The sequence below is a fragment of the Bradyrhizobium archetypum genome (assembly GCF_013114835.1).
Lineage (GTDB): Bacteria > Pseudomonadota > Alphaproteobacteria > Rhizobiales > Xanthobacteraceae > Bradyrhizobium > Bradyrhizobium archetypum.
This window is the reverse complement of sequence record NZ_JAAVLW010000022.1, coordinates 1-16828: the sequence shown is the minus strand read 5'-3', so window position 1 is coordinate 16828 and position 16828 is coordinate 1. Positions and strand designations below refer to the sequence as shown.

Genomic DNA, 16828 nt, shown 5'->3' with positions numbered 1-16828 from the left:
GTCAGCGACAACGGCAGCGAGCTCACCAGCAACGCCATCCTAACATGGGCCGATCAGAGCCGCGTCGCCTGGCAGTACATCGCGCCGGGCAAGCCCATGCAGAACGCCTTCATCGAGAGCTTCATGTATAGACGGCCCCGCGGATGCAAGGGATTTCAGCAGCACTTTGGATACCGGTCGGGTGCGTTCATGTATACGGCCTGTTAGTGCGACCGATGCCATGGCCGCTGGCCCTGATGGAGATCGCGGATCGAGGCCTCATCAACGGGTCGCGCTTGTTGCGCTGAAAGCTCTTCGGGCTTGCTCGATCCCCAGCTCCGCCGGTGCCCATCATGCTGTCATTTGCCCTCACACCATAAGGTGGCCAACATACGCGGAAAGTCAGGCCGCGAGCTTAGGCCGATAGAATTCCCCGGTCGTCATCATCGCCCAGACGATCCGGGCCAACTTGTTGGCAACGGCGATGGCGACAATCATGGGCCGACGCCGTTCAAGCAGGGCTTCGATCCAGCCGCCTCCCACACGGGAGCGTGCCTTTGGGTACCGAACGACGTTACGTGCTCCGATAACAAGCAAGTGCCTGAGATAGGAATCGCCCTGTTTTGTAATCCGGCCGAGCCGATCCTTCCCGCCGGTGGAATTCTGCTTAGGCGTCAAGCCAAGCCAGGCCGCGAACTCCCGCCCGGAGCGGAACATTGTCGCGTCCGGCACGGTCGCGGCGAGAGCCGTGGCCGTGATGGGACCGATCCCGGGAATCGAGGACAGCAACTTCGCCATCGGATTTACTCGCTGGATCTGAGCTAGCTCGCGCTCGATGGCCTCGACCTGCCGGTCCAATTCCTTCAGTTGGTTCACAAGCACGGCTAGTGCGATGCGGGCATGGGCCGGTAGCGTCAGTTCCTCGTCATCCAACAAGCCCACCAGACCATCCACCCGTTGCCGGCCTTGCCCGACAATGATTCCGAACTCAGCAAAGTGAGCCCGAATGGCGCAGGCGGTCATGGTTCGTTGGCGGACCAACAAGCCTCTTGCACGATGAAGCATCAAGAAGCCCTGGTTCTCGACGCTCTTGATTGGAACGAACCGCATATTGGGACGGCTGACCGCTTCGCAGATCGCGGCCGCGTCAGCGGCGTCGTTCTTGGCTCCTCTTCGTACGTAGGGTTTAACATAGGCTGGCGGGATCAATCTCACATCGTGTCCCAACTGCCGAATCTCCCGCGCCCAGTGGTGAGCAGTCGCGCAGGCCTCAATGCCGACTAGGCAAGGTGCGAGCGAGGAGAAGAACGACACGATCTCGCCTCGCCGGAGGCGTTGGCGACCGGCCACTTGGCCTTGGCCATCAACTGCATGGATGTGAAAGACGTGCTTCGAAATGTCCAACCCAATTGTCGCGACTTCCATTGGTGAATTGCTCCTGTTAGCGGGTTCGTCCATCGCCAGCATATCGCCGGCGCCGAGGGGGCGGGGCCGTCTTCCCCATCAACGGTCGGCTGCGGGATGAGTTGTTGAACGAGACGCTGTTCACGTCACTGGCCCAAGCCCGCGTCGCGCTTGCATGCTGGCGGACCGATTACAACGACGCACGACCACACTCGCAGCTCGGATGGAGAACCCCGTCCGAGTTCGCCATGACCTGCCACCCGCGCCGGGATCTGGCGCTGCGCTATGCCGAAGGCTCCGCGCCAGCTCCCGTCGCTACCACCGCCCAACCAGGCAAATCCAACAGCCGGGGCGAACTCAGGATTGAATAAAACTTGATGTGGTGGAACGGCCCGCTCCAACAGCATCAAAGTGCTAGAACGTGGTCGTTGTTCGAACGCCACAAAAGGAGGGACCGTTCCGTAAAACAGATTATCACCATCGGGCTGGATCTAGCCAAGCAGGTTTTCCAGGTTCACGGGGCGGATGCCGAGGGCTCGCCCGTGTTCAACCGGAAACTGCGACGCAGCGAAGTTCTGCGTTTTTTCGAGAAGCTGCCGCGATGCCTGGTGGGATGGAAGCCTGCGGTAGCGCCCACTATTGGGCACGCGAGATCGCAGCTCTCGGTCATGAGGTGCGGCTCATTCCGCCGGCTTATGTCAAGCCCTTCGTCAAGCGAGGCAAAACGGATGCGGCGGACGCGGAGGCGATCAGCGAAGCGGTGACCCGCAAGACCATGCGTTTCGTGCCGATCAAGACGGCTGAGCAGCAGCTGCCGCGATGGTACCGAAGACCCGCGCGCTTCTGGTCCGGCAGAGAACACAAGCAGTCAACGCCTTGCGCGGTCATCTCGCCGAATTGGGCATCATCGCCACCGCCGGCCTGGCAAAGGTTGAGGCGCTGGTCGCAATCGTGCGGGACGAGACAGACGCTCGCCTGCCCGCAGCAGCGCGCTTCGCGCTGATGGCTATTGCCGACGAAATTGAAACTTCAGCTGAGCAGATCGACAGGCTCGAGCGCGCAATCGTCGTGGAGGCCAAGCACGACGAGGACATGCGTCGTTTGACCACGATCCCTGGCGTCGGCGCCATTACAGCGGCGACCATCAAGGCGCTTGTGCCGGATCCCAGCGGGTTCAAATCGGCTCGCCACTTTGCGGCCTGGTTGGGATTGACGCCGCGACCTCATTCAAGCGGAGGCAAAGAGCGGCTGGGAGGAATCTCGAAGATGGGAAATCCGGAACTCCGCTCTCTCCTCATTGTAGGGGCAACGGCCGTCTTGCGGGTTGTCCGAAACGACGCTCGGGCGCAGCCGTGGCTGAAGGCGCTTCTCGCCAGACGGCCTTCAAGGTTGCCGCTGTGGCGCAGGCCAACAAGACGGCGCGGATCATTTGGGCGCTTCTGAACAAGGGCGGGACGTACCGGCGTCCCGACCCGCTGACTACCGCGGCCGCCGTCTGATGGACGCAGTGACCGCCAAAGCGATCTGACCGGCGCAGGCCGGCAGAGGGCAAGGTGCAACAACAGCCGATGAACCCATGGGACGACATCCCGAAACGAGTGAAGCTGCTGCCCCCAATGCGCTCAAGCGCCTAAACTTGATTTAGCTCCTCGTTCCGCGGATCTCATCGAGGCCAGCGGCCATGTGCCGCGCGCAAAGGCCGGACATATGACCGCACCGTTCCAATGTGTGAAATCGATTGAAAAAGCTCTTGCCACGCGGGCCGTTCCACATATGGGGGCAAGGTCACCCGCTCCTTCCAACCGAAGGGATCCGGAACGCAATGTGACCAGTTTGTCGACTTCAGATTATCGGTATGATGGGCTCTACCAGTTCTCGGAGGAGATTGCGGGGTCCCGTTCAGTTAGAAACTCCTTGAAGCAGGAAGGGTCCCTATGCGCAGAGCTGATCACTTTGCTCTCAGTGTTGCTGGATCGGACTCTGGTAGCTCGGTCGCCGTAACCGCGGAACCTTCTGAGCCGCAACCGATTCTGTGATTTTGCTCAGGAGGAGCTAGGATCCGGGTGGTTTCAGCAAATGGCCGGAAGACGTGCCACTGTGCGCGGACATCGCGAGGAAGCTATAAGGCACAATAGCTTCAAGGAACTGGAAAAAACATGCAGATACGACAAACGAAGAGCTCAGATATGCTGCCTATAAGCAGGATTGGCCGCAAATATGAGACAGACTGCTTCATTGATTGAGAATGATGGATAGTGAAGACGATAAGTTGCTGACACAGTTTTCTTCAAATGGCGGACAGCGCCGCGAACCACACTGGTTTTCCCGGCCATAGCGATTCATTAGAAAGGACAAAACCTTGGGCGAAAATGTGATCGACAAGTCGGTAGAGGGCCGGCTAGTGCAAGGCCGGCCGAAGTCCCTCTCCATCGTGGTTCCCTGCTACAATGAAGAGGACGGTATCGCCGAGCTCATTAGAAGATGTCGGCAGAGCGCCTCTGATGTGGCCGGCGACGACTACGAAATTGTGCTTGTGGATGACGGTTCTTCTGATGGAACGTGGGGAGCGATCTCATTGGAAACCGAGCGCGGGCGCAATGTCGTCGGCATGAGGCTGTCGCGGAATTTCGGGGAAGAAGTTGCGCTAATGGCGGGCCTATCAGCGGCAAGTGGCGAGTTGGTTCTAGTTCTCGACGCGGATTTACAGGACCCTCCAGAACTGCTTGCACCCATGGTGGAGGTGATGAAGCGCGAAGGCGCGGACGTCGTATACGGCCAGAGGAGGACACGCGCTGGGGAAAGCTGGTTTAAGACAAAGTCAGCAAGCATCTTCTGTCGCTTTCTCAAACAAGTGAGCAGCCTTTCGATTCCCGTCGATGCCGGCGAGTTCAGGTTGATGACGAGACGGGTCGTTAAACTTATAGCGCAGATGCCCGAGCGGGACAGATTCATACGAGGAATGGTGGCCTACGTCGGGTTCAAGCAGGTACCATTCTTGTATGACAGGGATCGAAGATTTTCCGGAGAGACGAAGTATCCAGTATCAAAACTGGTTCGTCTTGCGATCGATGCCTTCCTAAGCTATTCGCTGGGCTTAACGCGTCTATCATGGGCGAGCGCGGCCTTCCTAATCGTCGCAATCATCGCAGTCTCTGTCTACTCACTGCACGCTTGGCTTTATCTTGAAGTGCTCCCAGGCTGGACCAGCCTGATGATTTCACTTTTGGTCGTGTCGTTCTTCCAACTTGTCTCGCTGAGCATCATCAGCGAATACATTGGTCGCATCTATCTCGGCACGAAGGGCAGGCCACTTTTTATCGTTGATCAAGTCAAACGCAGCAGCTAAGTGATGAGTGTAACTGATCTCCCGCAAGCGGTTTGAGCTTGCCCCACTGGCTTAAATCAGTTTGAATTTTACTCTTTCCAAGACGAGGACTAGTCTTACTGAGTCAGTCTTTGTCGACAGGAATCATTATATTTGAGAAGACTCACTTTTCAGCATGGGGAGGCTGAGATGGGTCTGACAAAATCGGGAGACGTAGCGTCGCGGTTTTCGGCATATATTGAGGGTCTTGCAAGCGTGATCGGACATGTGGGACGGGCCAAGCCGCTTCGCGATTACTGCACTGGGCTGATGATGCCGTGCGATCGCAAGAGTGTCGAGCCGATGGCGGCCATGACGGCTCCTGAGCGGACAGCAGCGCAGCATCAGGCGTTGTTGCATTTTGTCGGTCAAGGTGACTGGTCGGATCGGCAAGTGTTGGCCAAGGTCCGTGAGTTAGTGCTGGCCGGGCATCGAACGCCACGGCGAGATCGAAGCTTGGATCATCGATGATACGGGCTTTCCTAAGAAGGGGCGGCATTCGGTCGGGGTTGCACGGCAGTATTGCGGTCAGTTGGGCAAGCAAGACAATTGTCAGGTTGCCGTGACGCTTTCACTTGCGAACCATCATGCGAGCTTGCCGGTGGCCTACCGGCTCTATCTACCAAGGGAGTGGGTGACGGATCGTGCACGCCGGCACAAAGCTGGAGTCCCCAAGGCAATCACATCAAGACCAAAGCCGGCGATTGCACTTGAACATTTGCGTTGGGCCTGTGCGGTTGGCTTGCCGCGCGGCGTGGTACTGATGGAGTCGTCCGTGAAGAATGCGGATTGATCTGAGAAATAACCGGAATTGGTCTTAATGTAGTATTCGATTTTGCAGGAAAGCGGGGTGTTGGACCTCGCTTTCTTGCGTTTAGGGATTTTGCTTTTGGGTCATTCGTGATTCCCTGACATCGTCGTCGACATTGGGGAATGCGATGAGCAAGCCGCGGGATGATCGCCAGAAAGACCTGTTGCTTCCGGCGCTCGATCGGATCATCGACATGGGTCATCCGCTGGTGCGATTGGCAGCGCTGATTGACTGGAACATCCTGAATGAGCGCTTCAGTTCGGTGTGCCAAGCAGGGTCGGGGCAGCCGGGCTTGCCGACGCGGCTAATCGCCGGCCTGTTCATTTTGAAGCACATGCACAACCTATCAGACGAGGTGCTGTGCGCTCGCTGGATCGAGAACCCCTATTACCAATACTTCTGCGGCGAATTGAGCTTCTGCCACCGTCTGCCGTTCGATCGATCGTCGATGACACGCTGGCGGCAGCGGCTCGGCGAGGAACAGCTCGTCGCGCTGATCCAGGAAAGTCTTTCAGTGGCGCACAAGACTGGCGCGATCGGTCCCAAGGACCTGGAACGGGTGGTCGTCGATACCACCGTGCAGCCGAAAGCGGTTGCACATCCGACCGACGCGCGGCTGCTGCATCGAGCAATCATCAAGCTGGTCGGGCTCGCCAAGCGCAACCGTGTGCCGCTGCGCCAGAGCTATCTGCGCCTGGCCAAGCGCGCCGCCATCATGACCGGCCGCTATACCCACGCCCACCAGTTCAAGCGCGCTCGGCGCCAGCTCAAGTTCCTGCGGACACGGCTTGGCCGGATCATCCGCGACATCCGCCGCAAGATTGATGGCAATACGGTCCTGGAAGCTCGCTTCGGCCCGTTGCTCGGTTTAGCGCAGCAGGTGCGCAGCCAGGATCAGCATCAGCGCGGCCCGAAGGTCTATGCGTTACATGCTCCGGAGGTTGAGTGCATCGGCAAGGGTAAAGCCCGCGCGCCCTACGAGTTCGGCTGCAAGGTCAGCATCGCCACCCCCGTGACGTCTCCGAAGGGCGGCCAGTTCGTGCTCCATGCCAAGGCTCTGCATGGCAATCCCTTCGATGGGCACACGCTCGGTCCCGTGATCGCCGACATGGAGAAGCTCACCGGCGTGGAGGTTCGCCATATCCACGTCGACAAAGGATATCGCGGTCACAACCACCCGCATCGGTTCAGGGTCTGGATCTCGGGTCAGGTCCGCCGCGTCACAGCCTCCATCCGTCGCGAGATGAAGCGTCGCGCGGCTGTCGAGCCCGTCATCGGCCACGTCAAGGCCGAGCACCGCATGGACCGCAATTATCTCAAGCGACGCCTCGGCGACCGCATCAACGCTGTTCTCGCCGCTGCTGGCTATAACTTCGGCCTGCTGCTGCGATGGCTCGCAGAGCTCTTGCGTGTCATCATCCGAGCCTTCTTCGAGACCGTCCCGGCTCGAAACATCGCTTGAGCCGGGCGCCGCGCGCCCAGTTCTTCACGAACGACGATGGACGCCGGCTATGGCACCGACACCGCTCTACCGAACTGGGCCTGAGCTATGTGGCCGGCATCTTGCCACAAACCTCAGTTTGGGCACTCGGAACTGGACCGCGTCCGCCGAAGAAGTGTCGGGGAACGGACGACCTCCAAAACTGCTACGGCGTGATAGCAAACACCGACCGATTTCGGCCAAGAAGCTTGCGATCGGTCTGCCAGCGCATGCTTGGCACAAGATCACGTGGCGTGAGGGTGCGGCAGAACGGTTGTCTTCGCGTTTTGCCCGTGTGCGCGTCCGTCCGGCACACCGAGATTACTGGCTTGCCGAAAGCCGGCCGGAGGAATGGCTGTTGATCGAGTGGCCAGAGGGCGAGGAAGCTCCGACTAAATATTGGTTTTCAACGCTTCCGGCGAACGTTGGATTCCGTCAGCTGGTCGATATCGCCAAGCTGCGCTGGCGCATTGAGCGCGACTACCACGACCTCAAACAGGAGGTCGGCCTTGGCCACTTCGAGGGACGAAGCTGGCGTGGCTTCCACCATCATGCAACACTGTGCATTGCCGCCTACGGATTTCTGGTCTCCGAGCGAGAGACGATTTCCCCCTCAGAGACAGCCTCCACCAAGCTATTCACGCAAGCTGCAATTCCCGAAACTTATCGGCCGAGGGGATCCGCCATTGCGGCCTGAACGACACGCTCCAAATTCGTTGCGACCGTTCGGAGAAGACTGAACGCTGCTCTCGTGTCTACACTATCTCGATGCTCTTGTTGCATCAGGGCAATCTCAAGTCAAAGTAGCTATCGAAATTTATGACGCAGTAAGACCAGAGGATGAAGCGCAGCGCTTTTCGGAAGAGCAGATCATCGGGATTTTGAAGGAGCACGAGGCCGGCGTGTCGGTTGCCGATCTGTGCCGCAAGCATGGCGTCAGCGCCGCCAGCATTTACAAATGGAAGGCCAAGTTCGGTGGGCTGGACGTGTCGGAGGCCAAACGGCTGAAGACGCTGGAGGACGAGAACACACGGCTGAAGCGGCTCTTGGCCGACGCCGTGCTGGACAATGCGGCCTTGAAGGATTTCGTGGGAAAGAAATGGTGACGCCCGCGACCAAGCGGAAAGCTGTCGCCCATCTCCGAGACGCCTTCGGGATGAGCGAACGGCGGGCGTGTAAAGCCATCGGCTGCTGTCGCATGGCCATGAGATACCAGACGACCCGGGCGGACGATGCCGGCCTTCGCCAGCGCATGAGGGCGATCGCCCAGGAACGTCGTCGTTTCGGCTATCGACGCCTGCATGTGCTGCTCAAGCGGGAGGGCTATCTGCTCAATCACATGGCCTAATCGCGCGCGCGAGGCTGAGGTAGAATGTTCTCCTCAGTGCAAACGAGGAGCAGGTGATGACCCTTTATGTTGGTTTGGATGTATCGCAAAAGGAGACGGAGATTTGTGTGATCGACGGCGACGGTCGGCGCACTTGGCGGGGCAAATGCTCCTCGGAACTGGAGTGCATCGCAATGGCGCTGCGCGAGCACGCTCCAGACGCGGTTCGGGTCGGCATGGAAACCGGGCCGCTGGCGATCTGGCTTTGGCATGGGCTGCGCGCTCTCGACGTTCCAATCGACTGCATCCACGCGCGCCATGTCGCGGCGGCGCTCTCGCTACAAGTTAACAAGACGGATGTGAACGATGCATTTGGGATCGCGCAAGTGGTGCGCTCCGGTTGGTACCGGCCCGTCGCCATCAAGAGCCTGCAGAGCTGTCGTATCCGAGCTCTGCTCTCAGCCAGGAGCGAACTCATCGCGATCCGTACGACGCTTTACAATCAAATTCGTGGTCTACTGAAGACCTTCGGCGTGGTACTCGCAGCCGGTAAGGGTGGAACGTTCGAGCGCGCAGTGCTCACGCGATGTCCGGCGGACCCCTTGATCCGAAGCGCCATTGACGCGCTGCTTGAAGCTTGGCGTGTTGCGGGAGAGCGCAGGCAGAGGCTCGATTCGCAGCTTCTACGTCTGACGCGCACCCATGAGGCCTGCCAGCGCATGATAACGATCCCCGGTGTAGGCGCGATTACTGCATTGACATTCACGACGGCCATAGACGATCCTAACCGCTTCTCCCGATCCCCCGATGTCGGAGCGTTTCTCGGCCTGACACCTCGGCGCTATCAATCCGGCGAGGTCGATGTCTCTGGCCGGATATCCAAGTCAGGCGACCGCATGGCGCGAAGCCTTCTGTTCGAGGCGGCCAACGCTCACGACACGCGTGCGCAAAGATTATGCCCTCGCCGTTGGGGGCAGCAATTGATGGCTCGGATCGGGTCGCGAAAGGCGAAGGTCGCCGTGGCGCGCAAACTCGCCATCATCCTGCACCGTATCTGGTTGGATGGCACGGAGTTCGCAGCTGCGCCGGCTAGCTGAGCCTGCTAGCTAATCTAAGCTAGTATCTCTGCAGATTGTCCTGGAAGGACGCTGGCTGGATTATCCCGTAACTTCTTGGGCGGGCTTCACACCGCGGGAATCACATGGGGAGATCCACTGGCAAGGGCCATGATGAGGCGGCACATTCTTCCGACCTCGAAGACGACAAGGTCCGGTACCCAGGGCAGTTGACAGCGATTAGACGACAAGAAGCTGTTCCGGCTCTACCGGGAAGAGAGGCTGGCGGTGCGCCGCCGGGGCGGCCGCAAGCGGGCGATCGGGACCCGGGCGCCGATGACGGTGGCAATGGCGCCGAACGACCGCTGGTCGCTCGACTTCGTGTCGGATCAGCCGACCTGCGGCCGCCGCTTCCGTATCCCTCACCCTCATCGATGACTGCAACCGCGAATGTCTGGCGCTGGTGGCCGATACTTCACTCTCCGCACCCGCGTGGCGCGGGAGCTGGACCGCCTGGTAATCGAGCGCGGCAAGCCCAAGACGGTGGTCAGCGACAACGGCACCGAACTCACCAGCAACGCTATCCTGACCTGGGCCGATCAGAGCCGCGTCGCCTGGCACTACATCGCGCCAGGCAAGCCCATGCAGAATGCCTTCATCGAGAGCTTCATGTATAGACAGCCCCGCGGATGCAAGGGATTTCAGCAGCACTTTGGAAACCGGTCGGGTGCGTTCATGTATACGGCCTGTTAGTGCGACCGATGGCACGGCCGCTGGCCCTGATGGAGATCGCGGATCGAGGCCTCATCAACGGGTCGCGCTTGTTGCGCTTAAAGCTCTTCGGGCTTGCTCGATCCTCAGCTCCGCCGGTGTCCATCATGCTGTCATTTGCCCTCACACCCTTCAGATGGCCAACATACGCGTAAAGTTAGGGCGCGAGCTTAGGTCGATAGAACTCCCCGGTCGTCATCATCGCCCAGACGATCCGAGCTAACTTGTTGGCAACGGCGATCGCGATGACCATGGCTCGACGTCGCTCAAGTACAGCTTCGATCCAGCGGCCTCCGGCTTTCTGTTCGAGACCGGGCATGGTGCAGAACTATACAGAAGCCGCATGTGGTATGCGGCGCCGCCGAGCGGGCGACAGCCTCGCGCAAAAATCTGTCCGCTTGCTCTGTGACCTCGAGCAGCCGTGTCGCGCGATATGATAGAAGGCTGTCGGTGGCGGCTGCGTCAGCCCAAGGCACGCGAAGCGCCGCGGCGCATCCGTGATACGATGAAGATGTCGAGGCGCGAGAGCGCCTACAGGCGCTGAATGGGCTTCGAGCCGCTAGCACTGAGTGCGTCCAGCGACCGTGGCCGACCAAGAGCCTCCGCCAGCCAGCCGAGTCTGATCGCTGGCGCCAGGAACGGGACCGAAGGAAAGAAGGCGATCGACCTCAGTAGACGATGCCGCAGTTCGTTCGTCATCGAGCTCGTGGTCGGACACATGAAGAATGATGGCGACCTGGGCCGGAAGATGAGACCGATAAAGAGATTGTCCAGCGCAGACCGGGCTCAACAGGCCAGCAGGAGCTCCAAACAGGCCAAGCCGAACTGGACTCCCGTGAATGAGGCAAGCCGATTCGTGTCCTGATTGAGAACACCAATAGGCCTTTCTTCGCAAATATCTTTTTCTGGGAATCTTGAGGGTTCTGTGAGGTCGCGTGGCAGGCGCGAGCCGCGCGCGCTGTCGTGCGTGCGACCTCATAGAAGCCGGATTGAACGAAGCTGCGGAGTTGTGGCGCTATGGGGATAGTGCCGCGGGTGCGGCTGCGGGAAAGGCGCGCCTGTGGTCGCCGCGCGCCCGCGAGTGATTCATCGGATATGAGGGACCGGATTGATCGGGCCAAGCGCGCGATCCAGCGAAGGATTTGCTGCCCTGGGATGCGTGACCGAACGATTGGCGGGGTGTTCGGCGACGAACGCGGCCACGGCGACATCGGACGTCAGCGCCGAGAAGCGGACCACGGAAGGGGCGGATGGTGCTGGCGCCGGTCATGACGTATCACAATGAAACGGATGGTCGTGGGCGCAGGCTCGCGGGACGACATCGACGCGCCGCATGGTGCCGCCACAGTGCGGGCGTTGGAGTTGATTAATGCGCGCGGCGAATGCGGCGAGATGGGCGAGATCGCCAAAGAAGCTCAACTGGCCGGCCGCGAAGGGCAACTTGCAGCTCGTGCAGAAACAGCCGGCGGAACAGCCGGGAGAGGACGCGCACTGGCAGGAAGAAGCCGGACCGGCAAGCGACCCAGCGTGTGCCGTCGAGCGAAGGTCCGCCGCCAGGCACGACGCAGTGGACATGCGGATGGTGTTGCAGGGTCTGGCCCCAGGTATGGAGGACGGCGGTCATGCCGAGCTCGGCGCCGAGATGCTTGGGGTCGGCCGCAATAGTGGCGAGCGTCTCCGCCGCGCAGCGGAACAGGATGGCATAGACGACGGCCTTGTTCTGGAAAACGATCTCTCCGGCGGGAGCCGGCATGGTGAAAACGACATGGAAATACGGCACGGGAAGGAGTTCGGTTTGTCGCTCGGCAAGCCACTGCGCGCGCGCCGCGCCCTGGCACTTCGGGCAATGCCGATTGCGACAGGAGTTGTAGGCGATGCGGGTCGCGCCGCAGTCGTCGCATTGCTCAAGGTGGCCGCCGAGCACAGCCGTCCGGCATGCCGCAATCGCGCCCATGACGCGCCGCTCGACGCGGCCCAGATGCCCGGCGCGGGCTTGCCGAAACGCTTCGCCGTGGCGGCGGAAGATGTCCGCCACTTCCAGAACCGGAGCCATTCAGGTCCGCTCAGCCGGGCGGTACGAGCTCCAGGCGGAGCCGGTCAAGCGGACTTGGCGTATTGCTAATGGTCTTTGTGGCGACCTGGTATAGCGCGCAGTGCTGGCCAGGCTGGCATGGCCGAGCAGCACCTGGATGATGCGCACGTCGGCTCCATTCTCCAGGAGATGGGTCGCGAATGTGTGCCGCAGCGTATGCACTGTCACCGACTTGCTCAAGCCGGCCGCAGCACAGGCTGAACGGCAGGCGGCGTGCAGCACATTGGGGACGAGCGGACGCTCGTCGTCGTGACCAGGAAATAGCCATCGTTTTGGCCGAGTGAGCCGCCAATACGTCCGCAGAATCCTCAAAAGCTGCGGCGAGAGCATAACGTAACGGTCCTTGCCGCCCTTGCCGTGCTCGACCCGGATCAACATCCGTTGGCTATCAATGTCGACCACCTTCAAGAGGACCACTTCCGATACGCGCAAGCCTGCGGCATAGACCGTGGTCAGCGCGGTACGGCTCTTGAGGCTTGGGACTGCTTCCAGGAAGCGCACGACCTCGTCGGCGCTCAGCACGACCGGCAGTTTGCGCGGTTTACGCGCATAAGCGATGCGCTCCGGAACGGTATCATGACCAAGCGTCACACCGTAGAAGAACCGCAGTGCGCAGACGATCTGGTTCAGCGCCGGCCAGGACATCCCCGTCGCAACCAGATGAACCTGGAAGGCACGGATATCCTCCAGGTCGAGGCGGTCAGGAGAACGACCGAAATATCGGCTCAACTTCGCTACGGTGTTGAGGTAGGATTGCTGCGTCGCCGGTGACAGATTGCCGACCGTCATGTCCTCGATCATGCGGCGGCGAAGTGGGCTGATCTCAGCCATCGGAAAACCCCCTGTCTAAAGGGTTGGGCTTCGAAAACCCGCAATCCTCTCAGACAGGAGGCAATCCTTCGCCCCCCACATGCCGCGCCAGCGGCTTCGTTCAATCCCAATTGATCGACCGGCGCATCCGAAAATCATCATGTGGATGATGAAAGGATAGCCCTCGCGGACCTGCCGCATGGCTTCGACGGCCCCGATCGAGGAATTGGGAGTAGCCGAGCGCTGGGAGACGACCACGTCCGAAACTTCGTTAACAGGCGATAGTAGACGTAGCGGATGAAGCATCCCAAGATCCGGTGGATCCTGCAGGTCTAGAGGGTAGGGCATCGCCGGAACTGGCTATCACGCTTTATGTTTCGCAGCGGGCAAAAATGCGACGTTGACGATGACCTTCACGCGGAATTCTGGAGTCGATCTCGCGCAGGATGCGAGCGTTCCATCTATCGAGGTGTTTGCAAAAGATGCTCGCGTTGGGTAGTTCGGCATGTCCTCGAAGATATCCCGACCTGCATCAAAGGCATTTCTGATGCTCCGCTCTTCATTGAAACACGGCGTCACGATCGAATCGTCTTCATCGGGGCTCTGCGAAATACAAGATAACGATTGATTGCGTAAGAGAGCAGAGCGAGAAGGGGGAGGGCAAGGGTTTGCCCAACGAGCGGTGATAGCGCCAGAGCAGTCAATTCGTTTAGCAGCAGGATATCGACGAGCCAGACGGCTGCGTAGCCAGCTGCAAAAGGCAGGAGTACGAAAAACTTTCGATTGCGAAACACTAACCTCGCGGTAGAGTGAAAATTGAATACAACCCCGCATGCAGTCGCGAGCGTTATGGCGAGTTGATGAGATCCGAGCAGCAAGTAAAAAAGCGCAAACAGAACATACCCGACGGCCGTGTTGACGATGCCAACCAGCATAAATTTAACGAAGTTGACCAGCGTGCCCTCGCCCTCATAATCAGGGGCAGCACCTGCCCGAGTGTCACTCGCCATGTCCGGCTCTGGCGCGTCCCGCAGTTTCCTCCGGGTTCGCGGCCAACCAAGTTGTATGACGATTCCTGCGAACACGGCGACGATCGACGCTGCTGGACCGCATGAAGGAGGGGCGACGAGCTTCACACTCATAGTCCTTCTTTCGAGGGGGATGCTCATCAACGGACGCTTCCCACACCCATTCTGTATCTGCTCAAACGGTGCCCTGCGGGATGCTTGACTTGAAACGGTTTGAATCTGCCCATCGAGTATGAGCTCGAGCGCGAGGCCGTTCCCATCTCATAAGAGCAGTACACGGCCACATCCTACACCAAACATCCGCGGCATCAGTTAGCGCTGGTGACTTAGCCATCTCTGCACCGTCCGCGGAATTGGAGGTCTTCCGGTACAGCTTGAGCGTGCCCTCCTGTGCGGCGTTCCAGGAACCACAAGACCATCCTCGACCAGTTTCCTCCAGCCGGGAGTCTCCGGCCGGGAGAAGCACCTGAAGCGGCAACGGCGTGATCTGGTGTAAAACCGTCCGCTTGCGTTGAAGCTCATCTGGAGCTCGTGGCGGGTTCTAGTTGAAGGCTGCAGCATTCCCACGCCTGGCTTAGTGAAGTTCGCGGCAACCGCGACATTGATGTTTGCCGTCTGAGTAGCAGCGCAATTCGTCAGCGAATCTATGAGGATCAATCGGGCAAGCCTCGTCGCAAGCTCCTGGCACGAAACCCAACAGCTTGCGCTGGCTCTTTCTTTCTCATTCCAGCAATCAGCGTACGACTCTCGGAATTTGTAAACCCGTGTGGGACGCGTGCATTGTTTGTAGGAGGTGCCATGTGAAGACCCGATCTTTCGATAAGAAGTTTGAATTGTGTGACCCGTTACGTAGAAGCTTTCTGGAGAGCTCTCATGATCGCTAGCGTTCTCGAACCATCGTTTTCTGCTTCGTCGCCAACTTGTAATGTGCAGCCTGTTGCTCGGACCGCTAGTCAATCTCGATGGCGAAGAATACAGTAAAAAGGAAAGAAGTATCCCTACCAATTCTGGAGGGAAGCGCAAGATCGCTCTCGCCTTACAGATTCTGACCTGCCTCCGCGTAATTTCTCCAGTTAGGGCTAGACCCTATGTTCGCCCTCTGAGGTGACGGGCGGCCCGCCCCGCGGCAAGCTCCTATCGAGGGTTGCGCCGGATGGTCCGGCGCCGAGCCTCAAGCATGGGGAGCGGGCCTGATGAACGATAGCATTTTTTTTTCGTGGGGCTGGATGTGCACAAGGCAACGATTTCGGTTGCAGTGGCCGAAGCGATGCGCGGCGGGGAAGTTCGTAACTTGGGCATCATCCCTAATCGCGCTGATCAAATCGCCAAGCTGGCGAAGAAGCTTGGCAAGGGTGACCGGCAGGTAAGTTTTTGTTACGAAGCCGGACCCTGCGGATATGGCCTACATCGACAACTGACGGAACTGGGGCACAACTGCATCGTGGTGACCCCCTCGCTGATCGCGATGAAGGCCGGGGATCGGGTAAAAACCGATCGGCGCGATGCGGCGATGCTGGCCAAGCTGCACCGGAGCGGCGAGCTGACGGCGGTGTGGGTTCCGGATGCGGCGCATGAGGCCATGCGTACTTGGTGAGAGCCCGCGCCACGGCGATGCGTGTGCTCGGCAAGGCGCGGCAACATCTCCAAGGCTTCCTGCTGCGACATGGGCGCATCTATGCCGGCAAGAAGGGCTGGACCCTAGCTTATCGTCGCTGGCTCACCACGGTGCGCTTCGATCACCCGGCGAGTCAAATCGTTCTGCAGGACTACATTCATGCCGTGACCGACGCTGAGGCCCGTGTGGACTGCTTGACCAAGCGGATCGAAGAGCTGGCGCCACAATGGTCGATGACGCCATTCGTTGAGGCCGTGCAGGCCATGCGCGGCGTCGCCTTCATCGTTGCCGTGACCGTGGTTGCTGAGGTCGGCGACTTCTCTCGATTCGACAATCCCCGCCAGTTGATGGCCTTTCTCGGCCTCGTGCCGTCGGAGCATTCGAGCGGCGCAACCATCCGACGCGGCGGCATCACCAAGGCTGGCAACGCTCTGGCCAGGCGGGGTCTGATCGAGGGGGCATGGGACCTATCGCATGCAAGCCCGCGTCAGTCGCAAGCTCCATGACCGTAACGAGCGCCTGCCTCAAGCTATCCGCGATATCGCCTGGAAGGCCCAGGTCAGGCTGCGCGCCCGCTATCGCCGCTTGTCGGCGGTCGGCAAACCCAAGGTGATCGTCACCACCGCCATTGCACGCGAGATGGTCGGCTTCCTGTGGGCGATCGCTCGTCAAGTACAACTCGGGCCGGCCGCCTGAAGAGCGCTGCTCAACCATATCGGTGCCCAGGGCAGGAGGCAGGGCGCGGTGGAGAATCCTCATGGCCTGTTATGAGCCAGCCGGCATTGCCGACGCTCGCCCCCTAGCAGGCTGTTGAAGAAGTCAGCCGCGTTCGCAAACGAAGGCTGAATCGTCACCATTGTGTATATAGAAGTGGCCGACGAGCCTGCCCGCGGTGCCAATCATAGCCCATCCGCGGCCGCAGGTGGGGTCATTCTCGTCGTGCCCTTCCGATGAGAACTCCGCGCAGGCCGAACCGTCTCGCGTGGCGTAGCGGACGTCGAGAAAGCCCTTCAGCGCACCGAAGGCAATTTCACCGTCGGACTTGCCCACGAAGGTGAGATGCGCCTCTTCGACGAGATCGAGGAAGTCGCT

General features: G+C 59.8%; 6 protein-coding genes and 11 pseudogenes. 11 read left to right on the top strand and 6 right to left on the bottom strand.

Annotated elements, in window-relative coordinates; all coding sequences use genetic code 11:
• A pseudogene (locus tag HCN50_RS32685) lies at positions 1-123 on the top strand (integrase core domain-containing protein); the annotation flags it as partial.
• A 258-nt stretch (positions 124-381) separates the two neighbouring features.
• On the opposite strand, the gene HCN50_RS32680 reads toward HCN50_RS32685, so the two are convergent.
• Entirely contained in the window at positions 382-1404 is a 1023-nt protein-coding gene (locus HCN50_RS32680; protein WP_171713967.1) for an IS110 family RNA-guided transposase, read from the bottom strand.
• Positions 1405-1484: 80 nt separating this feature from the next.
• Between HCN50_RS32680 and HCN50_RS32675 the strand changes: the two are divergent.
• The 9 genes and pseudogenes from HCN50_RS32675 to HCN50_RS32635 form a co-directional block, all read left to right on the top strand.
• Positions 1485-1754 (top strand): annotated as a pseudogene (locus HCN50_RS32675) (integrase core domain-containing protein); the annotation flags it as partial.
• 57 nt (positions 1755-1811) lie between these two features.
• Positions 1812-2882: pseudogene (locus HCN50_RS32670) on the top strand (IS110 family RNA-guided transposase).
• Between the two features lie 860 nt (positions 2883-3742).
• Entirely contained in the window at positions 3743-4729 is a 987-nt protein-coding gene (locus tag HCN50_RS32665) for a glycosyltransferase family 2 protein (protein WP_171713966.1), read from the top strand.
• Between the two features lie 168 nt (positions 4730-4897).
• Positions 4898-5519, top strand: a pseudogene (locus HCN50_RS32660) (IS701 family transposase); the annotation flags it as partial.
• Between the two features lie 166 nt (positions 5520-5685).
• Positions 5686-7020, top strand: a complete 1335-nt coding sequence (locus tag HCN50_RS32655; protein ID WP_171713965.1) for an IS5 family transposase — start codon at positions 5686-5688, stop codon at positions 7018-7020.
• Positions 7021-7056: 36 nt separating this feature from the next.
• Positions 7057-7735, top strand: a pseudogene (locus HCN50_RS32650) (IS701 family transposase); the annotation flags it as partial.
• Positions 7736-7853: 118 nt separating this feature from the next.
• Positions 7854-8374, top strand: a pseudogene (locus tag HCN50_RS32645) (transposase); the annotation flags it as partial.
• Positions 8375-8442: 68 nt separating this feature from the next.
• On the top strand, positions 8443-9462 hold the full coding sequence (locus HCN50_RS32640; RefSeq protein ID WP_171713964.1) for an IS110 family RNA-guided transposase: 1020 nt from the start codon (positions 8443-8445) through the stop codon (positions 9460-9462).
• A 198-nt stretch (positions 9463-9660) separates the two neighbouring features.
• Positions 9661-10089, top strand: a pseudogene (locus HCN50_RS32635) (DDE-type integrase/transposase/recombinase); the annotation flags it as partial.
• Positions 10090-10348: 259 nt separating this feature from the next.
• On the opposite strand, the pseudogene HCN50_RS35015 reads toward HCN50_RS32635, so the two are convergent.
• The 4 genes and pseudogenes from HCN50_RS35015 to HCN50_RS32620 form a co-directional block, all read right to left on the bottom strand.
• A pseudogene (locus tag HCN50_RS35015) lies at positions 10349-10492 on the bottom strand (IS110 family transposase); the annotation flags it as partial.
• Positions 10493-11544: 1052 nt separating this feature from the next.
• A pseudogene (locus HCN50_RS32630) lies at positions 11545-12244 on the bottom strand (IS91 family transposase); the annotation flags it as partial.
• 10 nt (positions 12245-12254) lie between these two features.
• Positions 12255-13114: pseudogene (locus HCN50_RS32625) on the bottom strand (tyrosine-type recombinase/integrase).
• Positions 13115-13668: 554 nt separating this feature from the next.
• Positions 13669-14103: a GtrA family protein gene (locus HCN50_RS32620; protein ID WP_171713963.1), complete on the bottom strand. Its 435-nt coding sequence runs from the start codon at positions 14101-14103 to the stop codon at positions 13669-13671.
• A gap of 1234 nt (positions 14104-15337) precedes the next feature.
• Here HCN50_RS32620 and HCN50_RS32615 point away from each other — a divergent pair.
• Positions 15338-16432: pseudogene (locus HCN50_RS32615) on the top strand (IS110 family RNA-guided transposase).
• Between the two features lie 123 nt (positions 16433-16555).
• Here the strand turns inward: HCN50_RS32615 and HCN50_RS32610 are convergent.
• On the bottom strand, positions 16556-16828 hold a 273-nt coding region (locus HCN50_RS32610), incomplete at its 5' end, for a hypothetical protein (RefSeq protein WP_210265193.1).